The organism is Eubacterium sp. LMAG:50, assembly GCF_008680265.1.
GTDB classification, from domain to species: domain Bacteria; phylum Bacillota; class Clostridia; order Lachnospirales; family Lachnospiraceae; genus Eubacterium_U; species Eubacterium_U album.
Genome location: NZ_NALP01000007.1, coordinates 1,220,177 through 1,241,729 on the forward strand (window position 1 = coordinate 1,220,177; position 21,553 = coordinate 1,241,729).

The 21,553-nt window shown below is 33.9% G+C and carries 17 protein-coding genes; 11 read left to right on the forward strand and 6 right to left on the reverse strand.

Annotated elements, in window-relative coordinates; translation table 11 throughout:
• Positions 1-17: 17 nt before the first annotated feature.
• From CCC31_RS10610 to CCC31_RS10625, 4 genes are all read left to right on the forward strand, one after another.
• Entirely contained in the window at positions 18-2,342 is a 2,325-nt protein-coding gene (locus CCC31_RS10610; protein WP_118565238.1) for a glycosyl hydrolase family 65 protein, read from the forward strand.
• Entirely contained in the window at positions 2,326-3,195 is an 870-nt protein-coding gene (locus tag CCC31_RS10615; protein ID WP_118565239.1) for an HAD family hydrolase, read from the forward strand. The genes CCC31_RS10610 and CCC31_RS10615 overlap by 17 nt, the downstream gene beginning before the upstream one ends.
• A 7-nt stretch (positions 3,196-3,202) precedes the next feature.
• Entirely contained in the window at positions 3,203-3,928 is a 726-nt protein-coding gene (gene nagB, locus CCC31_RS10620) for a glucosamine-6-phosphate deaminase (protein WP_117909879.1), read from the forward strand.
• 96 nt (positions 3,929-4,024) lie between these two features.
• Positions 4,025-9,412, forward strand: coding sequence for a discoidin domain-containing protein (locus CCC31_RS10625; protein ID WP_290851472.1), 5,388 nt, complete (start codon positions 4,025-4,027; stop codon positions 9,410-9,412).
• Positions 9,413-9,578: 166 nt separating this feature from the next.
• Here CCC31_RS10625 and rpsT read toward each other — a convergent pair whose 3' ends face one another.
• The gene (gene rpsT / locus CCC31_RS10630; RefSeq protein ID WP_022089057.1) at positions 9,579-9,842 is read right to left on the reverse strand and encodes a 30S ribosomal protein S20; all 264 of its coding nucleotides are present in this window, start codon (positions 9,840-9,842) and stop codon (positions 9,579-9,581) included.
• A gap of 213 nt (positions 9,843-10,055) precedes the next feature.
• Between rpsT and gpr the strand changes: the two genes are divergently transcribed.
• Both gpr and spoIIP read left to right on the forward strand, forming a co-directional pair.
• Positions 10,056-10,985 (forward strand): GPR endopeptidase, encoded by a 930-nt coding sequence (gene gpr, locus CCC31_RS10635; protein ID WP_117909881.1) that lies wholly within the window; start codon positions 10,056-10,058, stop codon positions 10,983-10,985.
• A gap of 80 nt (positions 10,986-11,065) precedes the next feature.
• Complete coding sequence (gene spoIIP, locus CCC31_RS10640; protein ID WP_178515917.1) at positions 11,066-12,343, forward strand: stage II sporulation protein P; 1,278 nt, start codon at positions 11,066-11,068, stop codon at positions 12,341-12,343.
• A gap of 63 nt (positions 12,344-12,406) precedes the next feature.
• On the opposite strand, the gene dut is transcribed toward spoIIP, so the two are convergent.
• The 5 genes from dut to CCC31_RS10665 form a co-directional block, all read right to left on the reverse strand.
• Positions 12,407-12,850 carry a dUTP diphosphatase gene (dut, locus tag CCC31_RS10645; protein ID WP_022089060.1) on the reverse strand — a complete coding sequence of 148 codons (444 nt, stop codon included), beginning with the start codon at positions 12,848-12,850 and terminating at the stop codon, positions 12,407-12,409.
• 24 nt (positions 12,851-12,874) lie between these two features.
• Positions 12,875-13,417, reverse strand: a complete 543-nt coding sequence (gene nrdG / locus CCC31_RS10650; protein ID WP_022089061.1) for an anaerobic ribonucleoside-triphosphate reductase activating protein — start codon at positions 13,415-13,417, stop codon at positions 12,875-12,877.
• 86 nt (positions 13,418-13,503) lie between these two features.
• Positions 13,504-15,630 carry an anaerobic ribonucleoside-triphosphate reductase gene (nrdD, locus tag CCC31_RS10655; RefSeq protein WP_117909944.1) on the reverse strand — a complete coding sequence of 709 codons (2,127 nt, stop codon included), beginning with the start codon at positions 15,628-15,630 and terminating at the stop codon, positions 13,504-13,506.
• A 398-nt stretch (positions 15,631-16,028) separates the two neighbouring features.
• Positions 16,029-16,514, reverse strand: coding sequence for an acyl-CoA thioesterase (locus CCC31_RS10660; protein WP_022089248.1), 486 nt, complete (start codon positions 16,512-16,514; stop codon positions 16,029-16,031).
• Between the two features lie 190 nt (positions 16,515-16,704).
• Entirely contained in the window at positions 16,705-17,715 is a 1,011-nt protein-coding gene (locus CCC31_RS10665) for a PucR family transcriptional regulator (protein ID WP_117909883.1), read from the reverse strand.
• A gap of 367 nt (positions 17,716-18,082) precedes the next feature.
• Between CCC31_RS10665 and CCC31_RS10670 the strand changes: the two genes are divergently transcribed.
• The 5 genes from CCC31_RS10670 to CCC31_RS10690 all read left to right on the forward strand — a co-directional run bounded on the left by CCC31_RS10670 (position 18,083) and on the right by CCC31_RS10690 (position 21,536).
• Entirely contained in the window at positions 18,083-18,907 is an 825-nt protein-coding gene (locus tag CCC31_RS10670; RefSeq protein ID WP_117909884.1) for a Cof-type HAD-IIB family hydrolase, read from the forward strand.
• A gap of 50 nt (positions 18,908-18,957) precedes the next feature.
• Positions 18,958-19,437: a PTS sugar transporter subunit IIB gene (locus CCC31_RS10675; RefSeq protein WP_117909885.1), complete on the forward strand. Its 480-nt coding sequence runs from the start codon at positions 18,958-18,960 to the stop codon at positions 19,435-19,437.
• Between the two features lie 21 nt (positions 19,438-19,458).
• Entirely contained in the window at positions 19,459-20,232 is a 774-nt protein-coding gene (locus tag CCC31_RS10680; protein ID WP_117909886.1) for a PTS sugar transporter subunit IIC, read from the forward strand.
• Positions 20,219-21,025 carry a PTS system mannose/fructose/sorbose family transporter subunit IID gene (locus CCC31_RS10685; protein ID WP_243003034.1) on the forward strand — a complete coding sequence of 269 codons (807 nt, stop codon included), beginning with the start codon at positions 20,219-20,221 and terminating at the stop codon, positions 21,023-21,025. Before CCC31_RS10680 ends, CCC31_RS10685 begins: the two co-directional genes overlap by 14 nt.
• 100 nt (positions 21,026-21,125) lie before the next feature.
• Positions 21,126-21,536, forward strand: coding sequence for a PTS fructose transporter subunit IIA (locus CCC31_RS10690; RefSeq protein WP_117909887.1), 411 nt, complete (start codon positions 21,126-21,128; stop codon positions 21,534-21,536).
• The last annotated feature ends 17 nt before the right edge of the window (positions 21,537-21,553 follow it).

The window sequence follows — 21,553 nt, forward strand, 5'->3', positions numbered from 1 at the left end:
AGAAAGGAGATTGCAGCATGGGTGCAAATACATATCCTATCGAAGAATGGGTAATTACAGAAGAAAAATTCTTAAAAGAGTGGAACTATAGAAATGAGACTACATTTGCTCTTTCTAATGGATATATAGGAACAAGAGGAACCTTTGATGAGGGATATCCATTTACGGTAGATGAAGGTCTTGAAGGAAATTTCATTAACGGATTTTACGAGAGCGAACATATTATGTATGGCGAATGGAATTTCGGATTTCCTGAAAAAAGTCAGTCATTATTGAATTTGCCAAATCTTAAGAAAACAAAGATTGTTATTGATGGAGATGTGTTTGATTTAAATCAGGGTGAAATAATTAATTACAATCGTAAGCTTTTAATGAAAGATGGAGTTGTAGTAAGAAATGTTACATGGAAATCACCTAATGGTAAAAAAGTTGTAGCTGAATTTAGAAGACTTGTTTCTTTAGAAAAGAAGAACATTATGGCGATTCAGATAAAATTAACTCCTGTTAATTTTAGTGGAAAAATAGAACTTACTACATATTTAGAAGCAGGAGTAGAAAACCATACAAGAAAAACAAATCCATTAATTGACTATGGTCCATATGGAAAGCATTTAGCAGTTAAAGAGTTAAAAGCAGAAGATAATTATTTACTTCATAAAGGAAAAGTAATTCACAGTGGATTGTCAATGGCATGCGGTAGTCTTACAAAATGTGAAGGTGTAATAAAAAACAGCGAAGTTTTAGAAGAGGACGCATCACTTACATATGAATTATCAGTGGAGGAAGGTAAAACATATGTATTTGAAAAAATGATTGGATATACTTGTGATTTTGATATCGCAGAAGACAAGATGATTGACTTCATTAAGGATGAGCTTAAGAAGGCAATGGATCTTGGATATGATGAAATGGAGAAACTTCAGAAGAAACATATGGACGAATTTTGGAGTAAAGCGGATATAAAGGTTGAAGGTGATGAGGCACTTCAGCAGGGAATAAGATTCAATTTGTTTCACATAATGCAGTCTGCAGGTCGTGATGGCAGAACAGGCATGGGAGCAAAGGGACTTAGTGGTGAAGGCTATGAGGGACATTATTTCTGGGATACAGAAATGTATGTGCTTCCGGTGTTCATTTATACAGAATCAGAGTTAGCAAAACAGCTGCTCAATTACAGATATGACACATTGAATCAGGCAAGAGACCGCGCAAAAATACTTGGTCATGAAAAAGGTGCGTTATATCCATGGAGAACAATAAATGGAGAAGAAGCTTCTACTTACTTCCCACTTGGAACGGCACAGTATCATGTTAATGCAGACATAGCTTACGCTTTTAAACTTTATCTTGATATTACAGGAGATGATGAGTTCTTAGTAGATGAAGCAGCAGAAGTTCTTGTTGAAACAGCAAGAGTTTGGGCTGATGTAGGATGCTTTGCAGAATGTAAGGATAACAAGTATTGCATTTGTGCAGTAACAGGACCAGATGAATATAATGCTATAGTTGATAACAATTTCTATACAAACCTTATGGCAAGGGAAAATATAAGAGATGCTAAATGGGCACTTGAAAAAATGAAAGAAATTGATAAAGATGCTTATGATGCATTAGTTAAAAAGATAGATTTTAAGGAAGAAGAAATTGATTACTGGGATAGAATCATTGAAAATATGTATTTCCCATATGATGAAAAAATGCAGATTTATCCTCAGGATGATGGATTTTTAATGAGAAAACCTTGGGATGAGTCAAAGATTCCTGAAGAAAAGAGACATTTGCTTTATGAAAATTATCATCCATTGTTTGTTTATAGACAGAAGATGGCAAAACAGGCTGATGCAATTTTAGGAATGTTACTTCATAGCAATTATTTTACAAATGAAGAATTAAAGAGAAATTATGATTTTTATCAGACAGTAACACTTCATCATTCATCTTTATCAACATGTATTTTTGGAATCTTAGCAAGCCAGATTGGATATGATGATGAAGCTTATAAATATTTCTCACAGTCAGCGCGTATGGATTTAGATGATATTCACAACAATTTTTATGCAGGTATTCATGCAGCAAATATGGCAGGAACATGGCAGGGAATTGTATTTGGATTTGCAGGAGTAAGATCAAATGCAGGATATCTTCAGATTAATCCTAAGTTACCAAGTCAGTGGAAGTCATATGAATTCTGCCTTCAGTACAAAGGAAGTAATCTTAATATAAAGGTTGCTGAAAGAGAGGTAGAATATACACTTCTTAATGATTGCGAACTTTCATATGAAAGTTTAGGAGAAAAGATAGTTCTAAGTAAGGAAGGAGATAAATATGTCCAAGAAATATAAAGCAATATTTTTTGACTGGGATGGAACAGCAGTTATGTCAAGACAGGCCCCTGTAGAAGAAGTTGTAGCAGCGATGAAACCGTTGCTACAGCAGGGAGTAAAGCTTGTTATTGTAAGTGGAACAACTTATGACAAGATTGCAAAGGGAAAACTTCATGAACATTTTACAAAAGAAGAAGCTTCAAATCTTTACTTAGGACTTGGACGAGGTGCATATAACTATGAAATGGTTGACGGCAAACCGGTAGTGTTTGCCGACTGCATCCCGGATAAAAATGGCTTACTTACTATTCATGATATTTGTTATCAGGTTCACAGAGAGTTATTAGAAAAATATAACTTAGAAACAGATATTGTTTTCTCAAGACCTAATTACTGCAAAATAGATTTAATGGTTAATGACGAACGTGGAGACCAATTGTTTATGCAGGAAGATGAAATGTCAAGAGTAAAGAATATCTTAAGTGAGCATGGAATAAATGGTGGCTTAAAGCAGATGGTTTCAATTTCAGAAGAAATTGGAGAAAGATTTGGAACAAAGGTTTCAGCAACATGTGATGCAAAATATTTAGAAGTAGGAATTTCATGTAAGAGCGACAATGTTAATACTATTTTAAGTAAATTTGAGTCAGAAGGAATTAAAGCTGAGGAATGTTCATACTGGGGTGATGAGTATGTGGGAATTGAAGACGGACTATTTGGAAGTGATAGCTTTATGAAGACAGAAAAAACAAAAAATGGTGATTTCTACGATGTATCTTCACTTGAAGGAAGCAGACCTGAAAATGTAGAAGTACTTGGTGGTGGAGTTAGCACATTTGTTAATTTTTTAATAGAACAGGGAAAGAGGTAATTTCACAATGAAGATTATTATAGCTAAAGATTATAATGACATGAGCAGAAAGGCTGCAAATTATTTATCTGCACAGATAATAATGAAGTCTAATGCTGTAATTGGACTGGCAACAGGCGAGACACCTATTGGAACATATAATCAGTTAGTTGACTGGTATGAAAAAGGAGATATTGATTTCTCAGAAGCAAGAACAGTTAATCTTGATGAATATAAAGGATTACCTGCAGAACATGAACAGAGCTACAGATATTTTATGAACAAATATTTGTTTGACAGAATTAATATCAAAAAAGAAAATACTCATTTACCAAATGGAATGGCAATAGATGATGATGCTGAATGCGAAAGATACGAGAATGTCATAAAGAGTGTAGGCGGAATCGATATGCAGTTATTGGGAATCGGATTAAATGGTCATATCGGATTTAATGAACCGGGCGAATCATTTGAAAAGACAACACATTGTGTTGAACTTACACAAAGTACAATCGATGCAAACTCAAGACTATTCCATGAAGGAGAAAAAGTTCCTGAAAAAGCTTTTTCTATGGGTATTAAATCAATAATGCAATCTAAACGAATTTTACTGATTGCAAATGGCGAAAAGAAAGCACAGATTGTAAAAGATGCATTCTTTGGACCTGTAACTCCAAAAATTCCGGCATCTATTTTACAGTTACATAACAATCTTACGGTAATTGTAGATAAGGATGCTGCAAAGTATTTATAATTTGTCCGCGCATATAGTGAACGGATTTTTATTTAACAACGTGGAACACCTGCAACTTTTGTTGTGGGAAAATGTTATAAACAAAGGAGAAAAGATATGAAGAGAAATCGTTTGTTGGCACTTTTTCTTTCACTTGCTTTAGTTGTTACAACAGTTATGGGCAATGTGACATTTGCGGCAGCAGATACAGAAAATAGTGCAAAGGCAACAGGTGTAAGTTATTATGTTGATTCCGAAAATGGAAATGACGATAATGACGGTACTAGTGAAACAAAAGCCTGGAAGTCACTTGAAAAAGTTAATGCAACTACTTTCAAGCCGGGTGATAAGCTTAGATTTAAAAGAGGTTGCTCATGGAGCGGTCTTTTAAGTCCAAAGGGTTCAGGTGAAAAAGGAAACCCTATTACAATTGACGCATATGGTGACGTTAAAGACGGCAGACCTGTTATCAATGGTGATAGCTGGTGTGGAGACAAAGGTGATGATTTAGAGAATCGTGTATTTAACACAGCAGTATATTTCTATAATCAGGAATACTGGGAAATCACATCTATTGAAGTAACAAACCATACAAAAACTAAAGATGATCATATTAAGAAATATGGTATCTTGATTATGGGACAGGATGCAGGAACACTTCATGAAATTAATGTAAAGAATACATACGTTCATGACGTAATTTCTATTCCAATCGGTCAGCAGGCAGGTATCGGTCGTGGTGGTATTGTATATGCTATCCGTGGTAACAAGAAAGCTACTAATTGGGAAGACATTACTGTAGAAGGAAACTATGTAAAAAATGTAAACCATTACGGTATTAACTTTATTTCAACATGGGGAAGCTCAACATTCCCTGATGAAAGTGGAATTACTGAAGGTGGCGGTGGAACATATAGAAGTAAAAATCTTGTAATTCGTAGCAATTACTGCGAAAACGTAGGTAACGCAGCTATTTGTCCATCAGATTATGAAAATGCACTTATTGAATATAATGTTGCAAATGGATGTAACAGTGGTCCTAACGGAAACGTTCCTATTTGGTGGGAACATGGTCAGAAAACAATCTGCCAGTACAACGAAGTGTTTGGTTCAGGAGCTTCCGGTGATAAGGAAGATTCACAGGCATTTGACGCTGACGTTTATGCAGACTTAAATTATGTTCAGTACAACTATACACATGACAATCCATCAGGTTCATTCTTTGAATGTGCATTAGGAACATCATATCAGACATACTACAGATATAACATCAGTGTTAATGATGGATATGGTACAAACCGTTATGGCGGTGGTGCTGTATTAACATTATGTCAGGGCGGTAATGGAAGCTTGGATGCATATAACAACTTGATTTATATGGATGCAGACCATGATGGATCTATTACACGTAGCTGGGATGATACAACAGCAGTAACTTCTACTGATAGATTTAAAATTAGAAATAATGTCATTATAACAGAAGCTCAAAAGATAGATGACAACGGAGTAAATAAGGCACAGGCTTGGGATTCACGTTATATGGGTGTTGTAAATAACAATGCTTACGGTGGAGCAAATCTTAACAATAGAAGAGCTGACGATGAAAATGCCAGGGTAGCAGTTAAGAGCGACTATGTTAAGTTAGAAGAAGGAACAAGCGCAACAGTTGAAGACGTTAACGGCGAATTTAAGATTACTTATGGTACTGTTGACGGATACAAACTTAAAGATGGAGCAACAGTTATTGACCAGGGTATTTCAGTTATCGACAATGGCGGACAGGATTTCTACGGAAACGAAGTAAAATCATTTGTTAAGCCAAACATTGGTGCTGATAACAGCTACAACAGTGGTATTAAAGAAGACCTTGGTGAAGGAAAGATTTTATTAGATTTTGATGATTGCAATAACGGAGCATTAACAGGTGTATATTCTAACTGTGACTTCGGTAACCGTGGTTGGAACGTAACAGACGGTAAATTATGGGCTACTTCATATACTAATGAAGAACAGGCTAACAAAATAGCTATTCCTGACAAGTATGCTTTAACAAGTTTTGAAGCATATTGTGCTAAAGGAACAGCTACTGTAAAGGTTGAAGCAGGAGAAGAAAGCGAGACATTTACGGTAACAGGCAAGAAGCAGACATTTACAACTAACTTTAAGAAACAGGTTCCTGCAACATACATCGTGATTAAGTCAGATAATGGTGTAGATCAGGTTAAGTTTGATAACATTGTTTTATCAAAGAAGAAAAGAATTTCAGATACAGAAACTAATATTTCACTTGATAAGACTGTAACTACATCATCTCAGAGTGATTGGGATCCTGGATGCGTAGGATCAAACATTGTGGATGGTGATGAAACAACAATGTGGATTTCAAATGGTTGGTCAAATCAGGGTGATACAGTTACAGAAGACAGAGCAAACTTTGTTGTAGATTTAGACGGAAGTTATAATATCGAAAAATTAGATGTTACTTTCGGTGGTGATAAAGCTAAATCAGCATGGAAATATAAAGTAGAAGCTTCAACAGACAAGACTAACTGGGATGTTATCTGGGATCAGACAGCAAATGAAGAAGTTGCATCTACACAGAAAGTAACTTTAGATGAATCTATAACAGAAAAGAAATACTCATATGTTAGATTTACATTTGGAGATACTATTGAAGATGCATGGCCTGCAGTAGCAGAGTTTAACGTATACAGACCAAAAGAACTTACTAACTTTGCACTTGATGGAGAAGCAACAGCTTCAACAGTAAGTAGAGATCCTGCAAATGCAATTGACGGAAACGACGGAACACTTTGGGTAGGCGACGGAGATTCAGAAAAAGAAGGTGCTTGGTGGATGGTTGACCTTGGTAAGGCTCAGCAGATTCAGGCATTTGACTTAGTATTTGAACATGAAGTACTTCCTACACTTGAAGATGCTCAGGCGGCAACAACACCGGCTTACGGTCAGGCATGGCAGTATAAGGTAGAAGGTTCAAATGATAAGAGTAGCTGGGATATGTTATGGGATAATACAGCTAACACTGATTTCTCAAAGGAACAGTATGGTAAGATTGCAGCAGAATATGCAAATAACAAATACCAATATGTTCGTGTAACATTAACACAGTTACCACTTCACAAAGAGTCAAGAGTAGCAGTTTGGCCTGCAATTGGTGAAGTAAAAGTTTTAGGTGAAGAAGTAATCAATCCTGAAGAAGAAAACAAGATTGTTCTTACTGAAAAAGGACAGAACATTGATATTGACTTGGCATACAGCCAGCCGGTAACAGTTTCATCATCTAAGGATGGAGAAAATGTTACAGATAGAGATGCAAACACAACATGGACACCTGATGCTGATGATGAAAATCCATCATTAACAATCGGTTTAGACAGAGAATACAATATTGAAAACTTCAGCGTTGATTTTGAAGGCGAAGCTGCACCATACAAAGTATTGGTTAACACATCTGAAGGATGGGTTGAAGCAGGTTCATGTGATTCAAAAGATTCAGGAAAAGTTGTATCAGCATCAAAAGACGAAATTACAGGAATTAAGTTCCAGTTCGAAAAGGGTATGACTGCAAAAGTTTCAGAAGTACACTTTGACGGTGTTGACGCAAAAGTTAAACATCATAAGAGAATCTTAGTAATGGCACCTCACGAAGATGATGAAATGTTAATGGCAGGTGGTGTTATGAACAGAGCTGTTGCAAATGGCGACGAAGTTTACGTTGTATATGCAACAAACGGAGATTACAGTGGTGTAGACCATGGTAAATTAAGAATCAGAGATACAGTAAATGCATTAAATACAATCGGTGTACCAACAGATCACTTGTACTTCTTAGGCTATGCAGATAACGGTGGTATGGGTGTTGGACAGTACACAACAGCATTTACAGACAGTTTTGTATATAATATTTTCATTGCAGATGATAATAAAGTTATATCTTCAAGAAATGGTGTAACAAAAACATATGGTGATGAAAGTGTAAGAAATGATTATCATTATCTTATGACAGGAGAACATGCTTCATACACACGTGCTAACTTCTTAGCAGACCTTGAAAGTGTAATGAAGAGTGTTAACCCAACAGATGTTTATATGACATCAAGATACGATATGCATTATGACCATGCATACTTTGGATTATTCGGTAATGAAGCTATTAAGAATATCCAGAAGGAAAACGATAAATTCCAGCCAACAGTTCACGAAGCTATTATCCATAGCCATATGACTGATGAAGTATATCCTAAAGATCAGGGTAACTACGGTTGGGGCAAAGAACTTAACACATATTTAGGAGCTTGGCAGCACCTTGATGGTCTTGAAGAAAAGACAATGCTTAACTGGAGCGAAAGAGAAAACGTATTAACTCCATACAGCATGCGTCAGGGACCATTTAAGTATAACTTAAAGGATAAGGCACTTCGTGAGTATACAACAGAATACTACAACTGGATTGCTTCATTCTCAAAGGTTAACGAAGTATTCTATAAACATGAAACAAATAGTATTGGATTATTTGCAGACATTACTGCATCAAGTGAAAACAGTAGTGACAGCAGATGGGATGACCAGAGTGCAGTTAAGGCAGTTGATGGTATTGCAGATGGTTATGCAACAGGACTTGCAAATCTTCATACAAGATTCCCATGGGCTGAATGGGTAACAAAGAACGAAGGAGCAGGAGCTTGGTTAAATCTTGCTTTCAATGAAGAGTACAAAGTTTCAACAATTAAACTTTATGACAGACCAAACACAGATGATCAGATAACAGCATCACATTTAGAATTAGATGATGGAACAAGAATTGAAGTTGGAGAACTTCCAAATGATGGTTCTGTTAAGATTATCAATTTAGGTGAAGAAAAAGTTGTTAAAAATATTAAATTTGTTGTAGATAAAGTTTCAGATTCAACAACAGCAGTTGGTCTTGCAGAAATAGAAGTTTTAGGCTCAAAGGCAAAAGAAGAAGAAACAACAACACCGGAAGAAACAACTACAGGTGATGTAGAAGAAACAACTACAGGTGATGTAGAAGAAACAACTACAGGTAACGTAGAAGAATCTACAATAACTAAGGTAGAAGAAACTACAACTAAAAAGACAGAAGAAACAACTACTAAGAAACCGGATGTTACTACAACAGGTTCATCAAACCAGGAAGTAACAACAGGAACATTAACTGATGGTTCATCTGTAAAATCACCTGCAAAAGTTAAGAAAGTTAAAATTTCTGCTAAGAAGACAAAAGTTACTGTAACATGGAAGAAGAACAAGAAAGCAAAAGGTTATGAAATTCGTTACGCAACAAATAAGAAATTTAAGAAAGCTTCAAAAGTTAACGTAAAGAAGAATAACAAGACTAAGAAAGTTCTTACAAAGATTAAGAGTAACAAAGTATACTATATAAAAGTACGTGCATATGTAATTGTAAACGGAAAGAAAGTATACGGAAAATACAGTAAGGTTAGAAAAATTAGAAGTAAATAGAACTAATAATTACAAAACCTGATAATAGTTAATTAAAAAATATTAATAAATACAGAGCTGTCTCATTAAAGAGGCAGCTTTGTTGTATAAGAAAGTAAAAAAAGTATGAATTAAAAAAGAAGCTGTAACTCTAATAAATAGAGCCACAGCTTCTTTTTATTAATAATTAAGCAATTGAGTTAACTGCTTTTGTTAATCTTGAAACTTTTCTGGCAACGTTGTTCTTGTGGAATACTCCCTTTGAACCAGCTGTTTCAATAAGCTTGATTGCCTTAATTAATTCTGCCTGAGCTGTTTCTTTGTCTTTGTTAGCTACAGCAGCTTCTACTTTCTTAGTAGCTGTCTTGATTGCAGATTTAACTGATTTGTTTCTTTCATATCTTGTCTGATTAACAAGAATTCTTTTCTTTGCTGACTTAATGTTAGCCATCGTGTCCACCTCCGTGAAATAATAAGTTTCTTAATTCCCTTGAGAGAGATTAGGAATTAAATAGTTTCACCATCTGTGCCATTGGATTTGCGGACGTATGACACAGACATCAACTAGTATTCTATGATATTGAGCATGTAATGTCAATATATTTTTGAATAATAAATTACAATTATTTGCACAAAATAAATAAAAAATGTGAAGGTGAATAATATGAAGTTTAAAGGATTTAAAAATAGAGAAGATAGAGTGGATATATATACAGATTTAGCTTTAGAAGAACGTGAAAAATTTAAAGATAATGTTGAGATAGATGGAGTTGAGTTAAAGAAAAAGTATAATGATGAACTTAAAATGACAACAACTCTTGTAAATATTAAAACTGAAAAAGGTGCTAAAGTCATGGGAAAGCCAAAAGGGCATTATATTACTATAGAAACAAAGTATGCCAAAGAAGATGATAAATATAACCAGAAAAAAATTTCAGACGAATTATTGAAAAATATAGGACATTTAATTAACGCAAATATCGGAAAAGACAAAAGACCTGAAGCTATTTTAATAGTAGGATTAGGAAATGCTCAGGCTACACCTGATGCAATAGGACCAAGAACTGCCTCATTAGTTCAAATAAGAAAAAACATATATTGTATTTCACCGGGAGTCCTTGCACAGACAGGAATGGAAACATTCTCAATAGTAAAGGGTATAGTAGATGAAATGAAGCCTGATTTGATAATAGCGATTGATTCACTTGCGGCACGAAATATTTCACGTGTTACAACTACAATTCAGCTTACTGACACAGGAATTATACCGGGTTCAGGAATAGGAAATAATAGAGAGGGGTTAAATAGGGAAAATCTTGGATGCACAGTAATAGCAATAGGTGTTCCTATGGTTGTGCATAGTGTTACGATTGTTAATGATACGATGGATAAGTTGATATATCTATTGTCGCAGAATATGGAAAATAACTGTCTTCAAAAAGTGTTTGAGGATTTTACTGTTGAAGAAAAATATCAGTTATTTGCAGAAATTATGACAGAGGATATAGGACAGATGTTTGTTACGCCGAAAGACGTCGATGAAATTGTAGACAATCTAAGTACCATAATTGCAAATTCAATAAATAGATTATAAACATGCTGCATATAATGATTGTGTGGATAAAGGTTTTTACCATTATACTGCTAATCAATGCAAAATGTTGAGGTGATAGCGTGCAGCAGGGAATACATGTAAACGGATGGCGATTAAATGTAAAAGAAAAGACATTTCAGGTAATTGTGTCAGTACTGATTATAGTATTGAGTATATATATAGCAAGTAAATGCATTAATACAATTGTTAAAGACAAAGCAAAAGGAAATATTAATGAGGCTGCCGTGCAGACAGCCAATTTTCTTGTGGGAGAAATTATTGAAAATACAAGCATATTAACGCAGTATATGATATATATGGAGAATCATGGTGATTTGTCAGAAGAAATGAAGAAACAAATTTTAGAATCGGTAGTAACAGAGTATATAAATGGAAGTGAATATTCTTATGATACAAATGACCCGGGATATAAACAGGTTGTGCAGTTAATTTATGATAAAGTTAATGCAACTGAACGACCGGAAACGACGCAACTAGAAACCGTGGAAGAGACAACTACACAACCACAGACAAAAGTAGAAGAAGCGAAGAAAGAATTAGTTCCAATACCTAAAATGACAGGCACAAAATATACAAAGGATAATTTAGGCTCGTTTAAAAAAGTCATTGAAAGATTTTACACTGTTACAGCAGCTACTACAATAAGAGAAAGTGATATGCCACTTGATAAGGCGTTAAGCGAAAAATTTAAAATAAAAGGAAATAATAAAAAGCCTCAGATATTAATTTATCATACACATTCCATGGAGACATTTTCAAATAGTAATTCAGAGGATAAAAATACAACCATCATAGGTGTGGGAAACAGATTGGAAAAAGTATTATCAAAACAATTTGGATACAATGTAATCCACGATAAAACAACATATGATATTGTAAATGGCGTACTTGATAGAAATGAAGCCTATACCCAGTCTGAAAAAGGTGTAAAAAAGATATTAAAAGACAATCCTTCAATATCTTTGGTGTTGGATATACATAGGGATGGCGTAAATGACAATACCCATCTTGTGACAGAAATAAATGGAAAACCAACAGCTAAAATAATGTTTTTAAATGGAATGTCAAGATTTAAGGAAAGTGGAGATATAAGCTATTTGCATAATGATTATTTATTTGAAAATCTAGCACTTACGCTCCAGATGAAATTAGCTGCGGAAGCTTATTATCCTGATTTTACACGACGAAATTACATTAATGCATATGAATATAACCTTGGAGTGTGCAGACAGTGTATGCTTATTGAAATTGGCGCTCAGACAAATACATATCAGGAGGCCGTAAATGCAGCAGAACCTCTTGCTGTACTGATAGATAAAGTAATGCGGGGAGAATAAAGAATGGCATCTTCGATTTTTGTATAAAAATTGAAGATGCCATATAACTTAGCGTTATTTTATTTAGTTTTTTCCGCTGGAACCAAAACCACCTTCACCACGAACAGTATCATTTAATTCATCTGTTTCGATAAAGTTAGCTGTTAAAAATGGAGTGATGACCATTTGAGCAATTCTATCGCCGGGTTCTACAGTTTTTGCAGAATCACCATGATTATGAAGAGCAACAATAATTTCACCACGATAGTCAGCGTCAATAACACCTACTTTGTTTGCAGGAGCCAAACCTTGTTTGCAGGAAAGACCACTGCGGGCATAAATAAGTCCTGCATAACCTACAGGAATTTCAAGAGCGATACCTGTTGGAATGAAAACAGTATTTCCTGGAAGAATTGTTGCCGGTGTATCAAGGCATGCATACAAATCAGCTCCGGCAGCCCATTCAGAGCCGTATGTTGGAATGACTGCTGAATCTTTAAGTTTCTTAATATTAATATTTGCTGTCATAGTTAAATCCTTTCATAATGAATATTAAAAGTTAGTAATATATTCCGGTTTTTCCCATAATACAAGAGAGCCGGATTTCATTGATTCCTGAACTAATATATGTCTTTGATTAGCTGAACCTTTAAATACTAAAGATAAGTCTTTTTGAGCTTCGATAAATTCACCATCAACTAAAACATCTATGTAAGAAAGAAGTTCTTTAGTTTCAGGCCATTCATTAATCATTCGACCGAGTACATCTTTTTCAAAATCATATCCTGTAAAACACCAAATTGATTTTTCAGGATATACTTCACGAATCTTTCTCGCAAGAGGAAGAAGCCCCTGCTGATTTACGTGTTCTAAAGGTTCACCACCAAGAAACGTAATACCTTTGTAGAAATCAGGTTTAAGCAAATCTATTATATAATCAATTGTTTCCTGTGTAAAAGGTTTTCCAAAGTTAAAGTCCCAAGCTTCTTCGTTAAAACAACCGGGACATCTGTGAGTACAGCCACTAACAAACACGGAAACTCTTACTCCGGGACCGTTAGCAACATCATAACGCTTAATATCTGCGTAATTCATAAGCAACCTCCAAATTTATTGAAATAATACATTAAAATGGGCCTTCGCCAAATTAATTGCAAAGGCCCTGTAGGAAATATATGTTACTATAAATGTAAAACTCGTGCTTTAATTTCTTTTGTCTTACCAACATTCCAGAAGTTCTCACCTAAATAACCGCAAGTTCTTCTTGTTACATTCATCTTAGAATGATCTTTGTTGTGACACTGTGGGCATTCCCATTCGCCATCATCATTGATAATAATTTCTCCGTCATATCCGCATACATGACAATAATCTGATTTAGTGTTAAATTCAGCGTACTGTATGTTATCGTATATAAATTTAACTAATTCTTCAAGAGCTTCAAGGTTGTTACGCATGTTAGGTATTTCAACATATGAAATAGCACCACCTGAAGAAATAGACTGGAACTGACTTTCAAAAGTAAATTTGCTGAAAGCATCAATCTTTTCACGAACATCAACATGGTAAGAATTAGTATAATAACCCTTATCTGTAACATCCTTGATATCGCCAAATTTTTCTTTATCAATTCTTGCAAATCTATAACATAATGATTCAGCAGGTGTTCCGTATAAACCAAATGCAATACCTGTGTTTTCTTTCCATGAATCACAAGCAGCTCTTAAACGTTTCATAACACGCAATGCAAAATCAAGTCCCTTAGGGTCTGTATGGCTAACTCCTTTAACTAATTTAGTTACTTCATATAAACCAATGTAACCAAGAGAAATAGTTGAATAACCATCGTGTAATAATTTATCAATAGGTTCATTTTTACCAAGTCTTGCAATAGCACCATACTGCCAATGAATTGGGCTGACGTTAGAAAGTGTACCTTCTAATGCGTGATGTCTGCACATAAGTGCTTCAAAGCAAAGAGATAATCTCTCTTCAAGAAGTGGCCAGAATTTTTCTTCATCCTGTCCTGAAATAATACCAATCTGTGGAAGGTTAATACTTACAACACCCTGATTGAAACGACCTTCCCATTTGTAATTACCATTTTCATCTTTCCAAGGAGAAAGGAAAGAACGGCAACCCATACATGAGAATACCTGTCCTTCGTAATTTTCACGCATTTTCTTAGCTGAAATATAGTCAGGATACATTCTCTTAGAAGAACATTTAACAGCCATCTTAGTAATGTAGTCGTATTTGCCACCCTTTAAGCAGTTATGTTCATCTAAAACATATATAAGTTTAGGGAAAGCAGGAGTAACGTAAACACCCTGTTCATTTTTAATTCCCTCATAACGCTGTCTTAAAATCTCTTCAACAATCATTGCTACTTCATCTACATATTCATCATTTTCATCGATGTTTAAGAAAAGAGTAACAAATGGTGACTGACCGTTAGTTGTCATTAAAGTATTAATCTGATACTGGATTGTCTGAACACCTGACTTTAATTCATCATAAAGTCTGTCATTTACAAATGATTCTAATGTCTCAGGGTCAACCTTATCTCCATATTTTGAAAGATAATTTCTTGTATATTTTTCACGGCTTTTACGGAGATATTTTCCTAAATGCTTAATGTCTACAGACTGTCCACCGTACTGACTGCTTGCAACGCTTGCAATAATCTGAGTCATTACAGTACATGCAACCTGAAAACTCTTAGGACTTTCAATTAATTTTCCGTTGATAACAGTTCCGTTATCAAGCATATCTCCTATATTGATTAAGCAGCAGTTAAAAATAGGTTGCAAATAATAGTCTGAATCATGGAAATGAAGAATTCCTTCATCGTGAGCTTTAGAAATCTTTTCAGGAAGTAAAACTCTTCTTGTTAAATCCCTTGAAACTTCACCGGCAATTAAGTCACGCTGAGTTGATGCAACTACAGCATTCTTATTTGAATTCTCTTCCATAACATCCTTATTAGTATTACCAATTAATGCAAGAATAGAATCATCAGTAGTATTGGCTTTTCTAACAAGTTCTCTTGTATAACGATAAATGATGTATGTTTTTGCAAGAACAAATTTCTTCTCGGCCATAAGCTTCTGCTCAATAATATCCTGAATATCTTCAACTGCCATCTCATCAAAACCACGGTTTTCAATAGAAGCTAATATATTATAAATCTGTTCCTCACTAATTCTTTCTTCCTGGTCGACTTCTGTGTTCGCCTTCTGAATAGCTGATACAATTTTGTTACGATCATAAGTAGCTCTATGACCGTCACGTTTAATAACACTTATCATTTTTTTCGTTCCTTCTTTCTTTTCATATATCATGTATACAGCATTAAAAATACGATAATAATGCTGTTCTATATTAAACACAATTAAATACATTGTGTTTTTAGGCAATAAAAAAGCGATGTGTTAAACTATGATAATCAAGTAAGGTGTTTAACTCTTTCGCATACATTAGATTATAGCACTAAGCTAAACGAATGTCTACAAAATATTGCGAAAATTAAAAAACAAAAACACAATATATAGTGTTTGAGAAAAGAGAGCCTTTAATAATGGGATGGAACAGAAAATAAAAAATTGTCAAGTGAAAAATAAATTAATTTAATTAAGTGAAATATATTTTATTTGAATGCAATTATAAATTTAAAGAGAAAAATATATTGCATATGTGAATGAAATTAAAAATCATTCTTCATCTTGATTCGGTTTTCTTTTCGTTTAAGGGCACAGTCCCACTCGGCCTGCTGAAATTCATTTTCAATGATAAGCGGTGGAACTTTTGTTGGTCTGTTATTAGCGCCCATTGCAACCATTACAAAGAAAGCTCTGTTAATAGGGTGACGCATTCCTTCATTATTTTCAACATAAGTATCTATGCGAACTTCCATTGAAGTGTTTCCGGTATATGTTACATAACCGATAATTACCAGCAAATCATTTACATAGGCTCCATCTTTAAAGTCTAAATGGTCGATTGCAGCAGTTGTTACATTATTGCAACCGGAATGGCGCTTTGCAACAATTCCGGCAATTTCATCAAGCATGGAAAGTAATGCTCCACCAAATAAACGACCGCCACCATTTAAATCACATGGCTTTATTACATGTACCTGCTCAGTCCTTGAAAAAGAAACTGTTTTTCCATTAATATTTTTTCTATTCATATATAAACACGCTCCTTTGTATAGTTAATTAATCATTAATATTGTTAATACTGTTAATACTGAATTATTCGTGACTATGCCGTAAAAGTGGCTGCAAGGATTAATTTTCATATTCATGGTTCAATTGTCAGTTCAGATACTGTCTGTTCTGCGAATAATTCAGGTTAAATTTCAATTATGCAGATAATTATTAAAAGTTAATATTATCACAATCGCATATGTAGAGTGCAAGAAGATATTTTAATCTGTTTTCAGGTATGTCTAAATCTAAGCATAACTGCTCCTTTATCTGATGAATGCGATAATTAATTGTATTTCTGTGAACAAAAAGTTTATTAGCAACTAAATTAACGCTTCCATTACATTCTAGATATACACGAAAAGTATTTAAGAGTTCACTATCATTTAATGGTGAAAGCAGTTTATGGGCATATTCACAAACATACTTGTCATCAATAGAAAGAGATATGTCGTAAAGTCCAATGTCAGAAAAATGCATTAGATTTTGTCCTTTTATAAATGAAACTTTTAAAGCCTTATAGGCTTGCATATAGTATTGGTACATTGAATCAATTGATTCAATATGATTACTTAAGCCTATATTACAATCGGTAGAAATAATGCTATTAGTGGAACAAATATAATAATGAATATTATCAAGTTCAATTTGTGCAAAATGTAGAATGGTTAAAGGTATTTTACTGGCAACAACTCTAAAGCCTATGAATTGATTAAGAATCTGTATATCTTCTTTTAAAGAAGAACGTAAAATACTTCTTAGAAATACACTGTTTTTTTGCAAAACAACTTTTTGCTCGGAAATAATTTCGTTACAATATTCCTGCATTATATCAGCTATATGAGTGTCCCATGGCATTGAAAAAATAGGAAAATTATTTTTTTCCCCAAATTCGATTATTCGAGAGGGAACATCTTTAATATACATACCAGTATTGATTAGTAAACCACAGGAACCTTTGATGTAAGCCGCGTTTATTAGATGGTCTAGTTTCTGAGTGCATTTAGTAGTTAGACCGGTTGTGATAATTAGTTCTCCACCTCTTACAAAAGAACTGTTATTTATATCGTCTAAAAGGTATACCCAAGTTATTTCTTTATTAAGATTCACAGAAGTAGTCAATAATTTTAAATTATATTTGGTGCTTGTTTTTTGATAAAAATATTCAAGTGTCAGTGACATGATAATATCTCCTTTTTAAGTATTTATTAGGCGCTTGTGACATATCATAATCTGCATAAAATAGCAGTTTATGATATGTCTTTAAGTTTGGTATTGTTATAAAAGAACCTAATTATCAGATATATTTCTTTTTATGATAAAGACTTTATGACTTTTTTGCCTTTAAATCATTAGGGAAGAAAATCGGATTTGCCAGATTAATACACGAAAATGTATTCATAATTATACATTATAACACAATAAAATTGTGCTGTAAGCACAAAAATAAAGTATGATATTATGCTTTATATGCTATAAAATGCAGAAATTGTGTGTTAATATTTGAATATACTAAAAAGAAGGTGAAAACATATTATAAGGAGGTTGCATGCAGAAAATAGAATTAATAGCATTAGATTTAGATGGCACGCTATTAAATGACAACAAAAAGATTTCCCCTGAAAGTATGCGTGTTATGGAGAAAATTATAAGTAAAGGTATATACATTGTGCCAACATCCGGAAGGATGTCAAATGATGATATTGTTCAGAAGAAACTTGAACCAATTGGAATCAGATATTTTATTGGAGAGAATGGTGGAATTATAAAAGATTGCGTTAAACAGAAAAATCTAAGAGTAGTTTCAATGGATTTATTTGAATCAATTGATTTAATAAAAGAATTGGAAAGATATCAAATATTTACATATTTTGTAAGTAACGAAAAAATTTATTATTCAACAAAAAATATAACAAATTTTTTACTGAATACGTTTGCTGAATTTTTTGAAGTATCAGGTGTGAATGAAGAAAGTTTGATAGATATTATAATGGAGAAAAATATTATTCCTGAAAAAATAGGAACATTACTTAACAGCCCTGGCGATGTGAAAAAAATTAAGAGGTTGAAGAATAAGTATAAGAAAATAATAATTATGCAGTCTAACATATTGGCTGTTGAAGCATGTTCAAAAAAAACTAGTAAGGGTATAGCTTTAGGGTGGTTATGTGAACAGTTGGGAATTAATAGGAAAAGCGTAGTTGCAATTGGAGATAGCGAAAGTGACATATCAATGCTTAATTATGCAGGAATTCCAGTGGCAATGGGAAATGCTTTAGATGAGGTTAAAAAGTGTGCAAAGTATGTTATTACAGAAAATAATAATGATGGTGTAGGAAAGTTTCTTATGGATATTTATAGAGAAATTCGTTGATACGAATGTATTTAAAAATAAAAAAACTAAAAGCAGGAAAGGAGAAAATTATGGGAATTTCATTAGCAAGATTAGACAACAGATTGTTACATGGAATAGTAGCTTCTCAGTGGACACCAAAGTCCGGTGCAAACAGAGTTATGGTAATTGATGACAAAACGGCTAATACGCCAATGCTAAAGGAGGCAATGCGAATAGGAAAACCGTCGGGGGTTTCTTTATCAATTATCAATAGAGAAACTGCATATACCAATTTTAAAAATGGTAAATACAATGGGCAGAAAGTCTTTGTTGTATGTAATGATCCGCAGATAATTTTAGATTTGATTGAGGACGGAAATGAGATTGGAACGCTAATTTTAGGTGGAACAGAAGTGCCTGAAAATACAGAAAGTATAAAAGTAAGTAAAAGGGCTTATGTGAAAAAAAAGGATGAATCTGTCTTTAAAAAAATCATGGAAAAAGGCACGAGAGTTTTAGTTCAGTATGTTCCAAATGATAAACCTGAACCGTTGGAAAAATTAATATAAAGAAAGTAGGAGGAAAAAACAATGGCAATAGGATTTGTAATCGCAGCGGCAGTAATAGCAGGATTACAGTATTTAGACAACTATGGTCCTCAGATTATAACAGACAATTATATGTTTTATGCAGTGCTGGTAGGTGCTGTTATGGGTGATCCGAAGACTGCTTTGATAGTTGGCGCAAGTATACAGTTGATGTCACTTGGTGTGGCAGCAATTGGTGGCTCAAGTGTTCCTAATTATGGAATGGCAGCGGTAGTTGCAACTGCACTTACAATTCACACGGGGCAGGATATGTCAGTGGGAATTGCAGTAGGTATAGCAGCTGGAGCATTAGGAGTGCAAATGGATGTAATTGCAAAAATTCTTAATGGATTTGTTGTGAGAAAAGCACAGAAATATTGTATGGAAAATAAATTTAAAAAAATGGAGAGGATTCTTTACTTAGGACCTGTTTTATTTTTCTTAAGTGCAGCTTTACCAACACTTATTATTTTAGCGTTTGGTGAAAATGTAACAGATTTTATAGTTAATTCAATGCCAAAATGGTTTACAGGGGGATTAACAATAGCATGTGGAATGTTACCTGTTATTGGTATTGGAATGTTACTTACATATATGCCTACGAAGAAATACATAGGCTTTGTAGCAATTGGCTTTGTGCTGGTTGCATATATGAATTTGAGTGTATTGCCTGTGGCTATTGTAGGTGCAGCAGTAGCATACGAGTATTACAAGAGACAGGCTGTTTCGACAACTGAAACAGTTTCTGTGGAAGGAGGGTTCGATGAAGATGAGTGATAGAACACCAGTATTGACTAAAAAAGATTTAAGACGTTGTGCATTAAGATCATGGATTAATGTAAATCTGTTTAATTATGAAACACAGCTTGGAGGTGCAGTAGCATTTGCAGAGGCAAAGGCACTAAGAAAAATTTATCCTGATGATGATGATTATCAGAAGGCAATGATGAATCAGTTTAAGTATTATAATACAATGCCATATTTTCATGGATTGCTTTTAGGTGCTGGATTAGCAATGGAAGATAAAGACGGACTTGAGGCTTTGGATGCAGTTCAGTCACTTAAAGTAGGACTAATGGGACCTTTAGCTGGAGTAGGTGATTCTTTAGGATGGATATTATTACCTACAATATTTGGTTCTATAGCCGGTTATATGGGAACTAAAGGTAACCCTATAGGATTAATTATATGGTGTACATTATATGTTGTGTTCTATATTTGGAGACTATCGTGGTGGAATTATGGATATAAGTTAGGAGCAAGCTTTATTTCAGCAATAGGTAATAAGTTAAATGCTTTTACTGAATGTGCTTCGATTTTAGGATTGTTTGTAGTAGGAGCAATGATTCCAAGTGTAGTAACAATGACAACAGGGCTAAAGTTTAAGTACGGAGATGTGTCTATGAATATACAAACAGATATTTTAGATGCAATATTACCTTGTATGTTACCGTTGGCTTTAACAGTAGTGGTTTATAAATTGCTGAAAAAAGGCGTTAAATTGACATATATAATTTTAGGCTTATTAGTTATTGGGTGTATAGGTGCTGCAACTGGACTGTTGGCATAACATATCTAATGGGAAATTTCTACACATTGAAATAGGTATATTTCTTTGTGGGAAATTTCCTTTAGAAAAAGATAATATTTTTTAGGTTGAGAGAGGAATTATGGTTAGATATATTTTTGCATCACATTATAGAATGGCAGATGGGTTAAAGGAAACAGTAGAATTTTTAACATCCGTAAATGAAAACGTATATGCTATTTCGGCTTATGTAACGGAAAATTATAATATTGAAGAGGAAATTAAAAAAGTCTTTGATAAATTTTCAAAAGAAGATAAGGTCGTTGTAATGACAGATGTCTTAGCAGGAAGTGTAAATCAAAAATTTATCCCATACGTTAATGAAAATATATTTTTGATTACAGGTATAAATGCACCTCTTGCAATGGAACTTGTGTTACTACCTGAAGAATGTATAAACAAAGAGCAGTTATCAAACTCTGTTAAATTAGCAAGAGAAACAATACAATTTGTGAATGAAATAAGTTCGGATGCGAATGAAGAAGATGAATAAAATTAAGAAAGGAAATT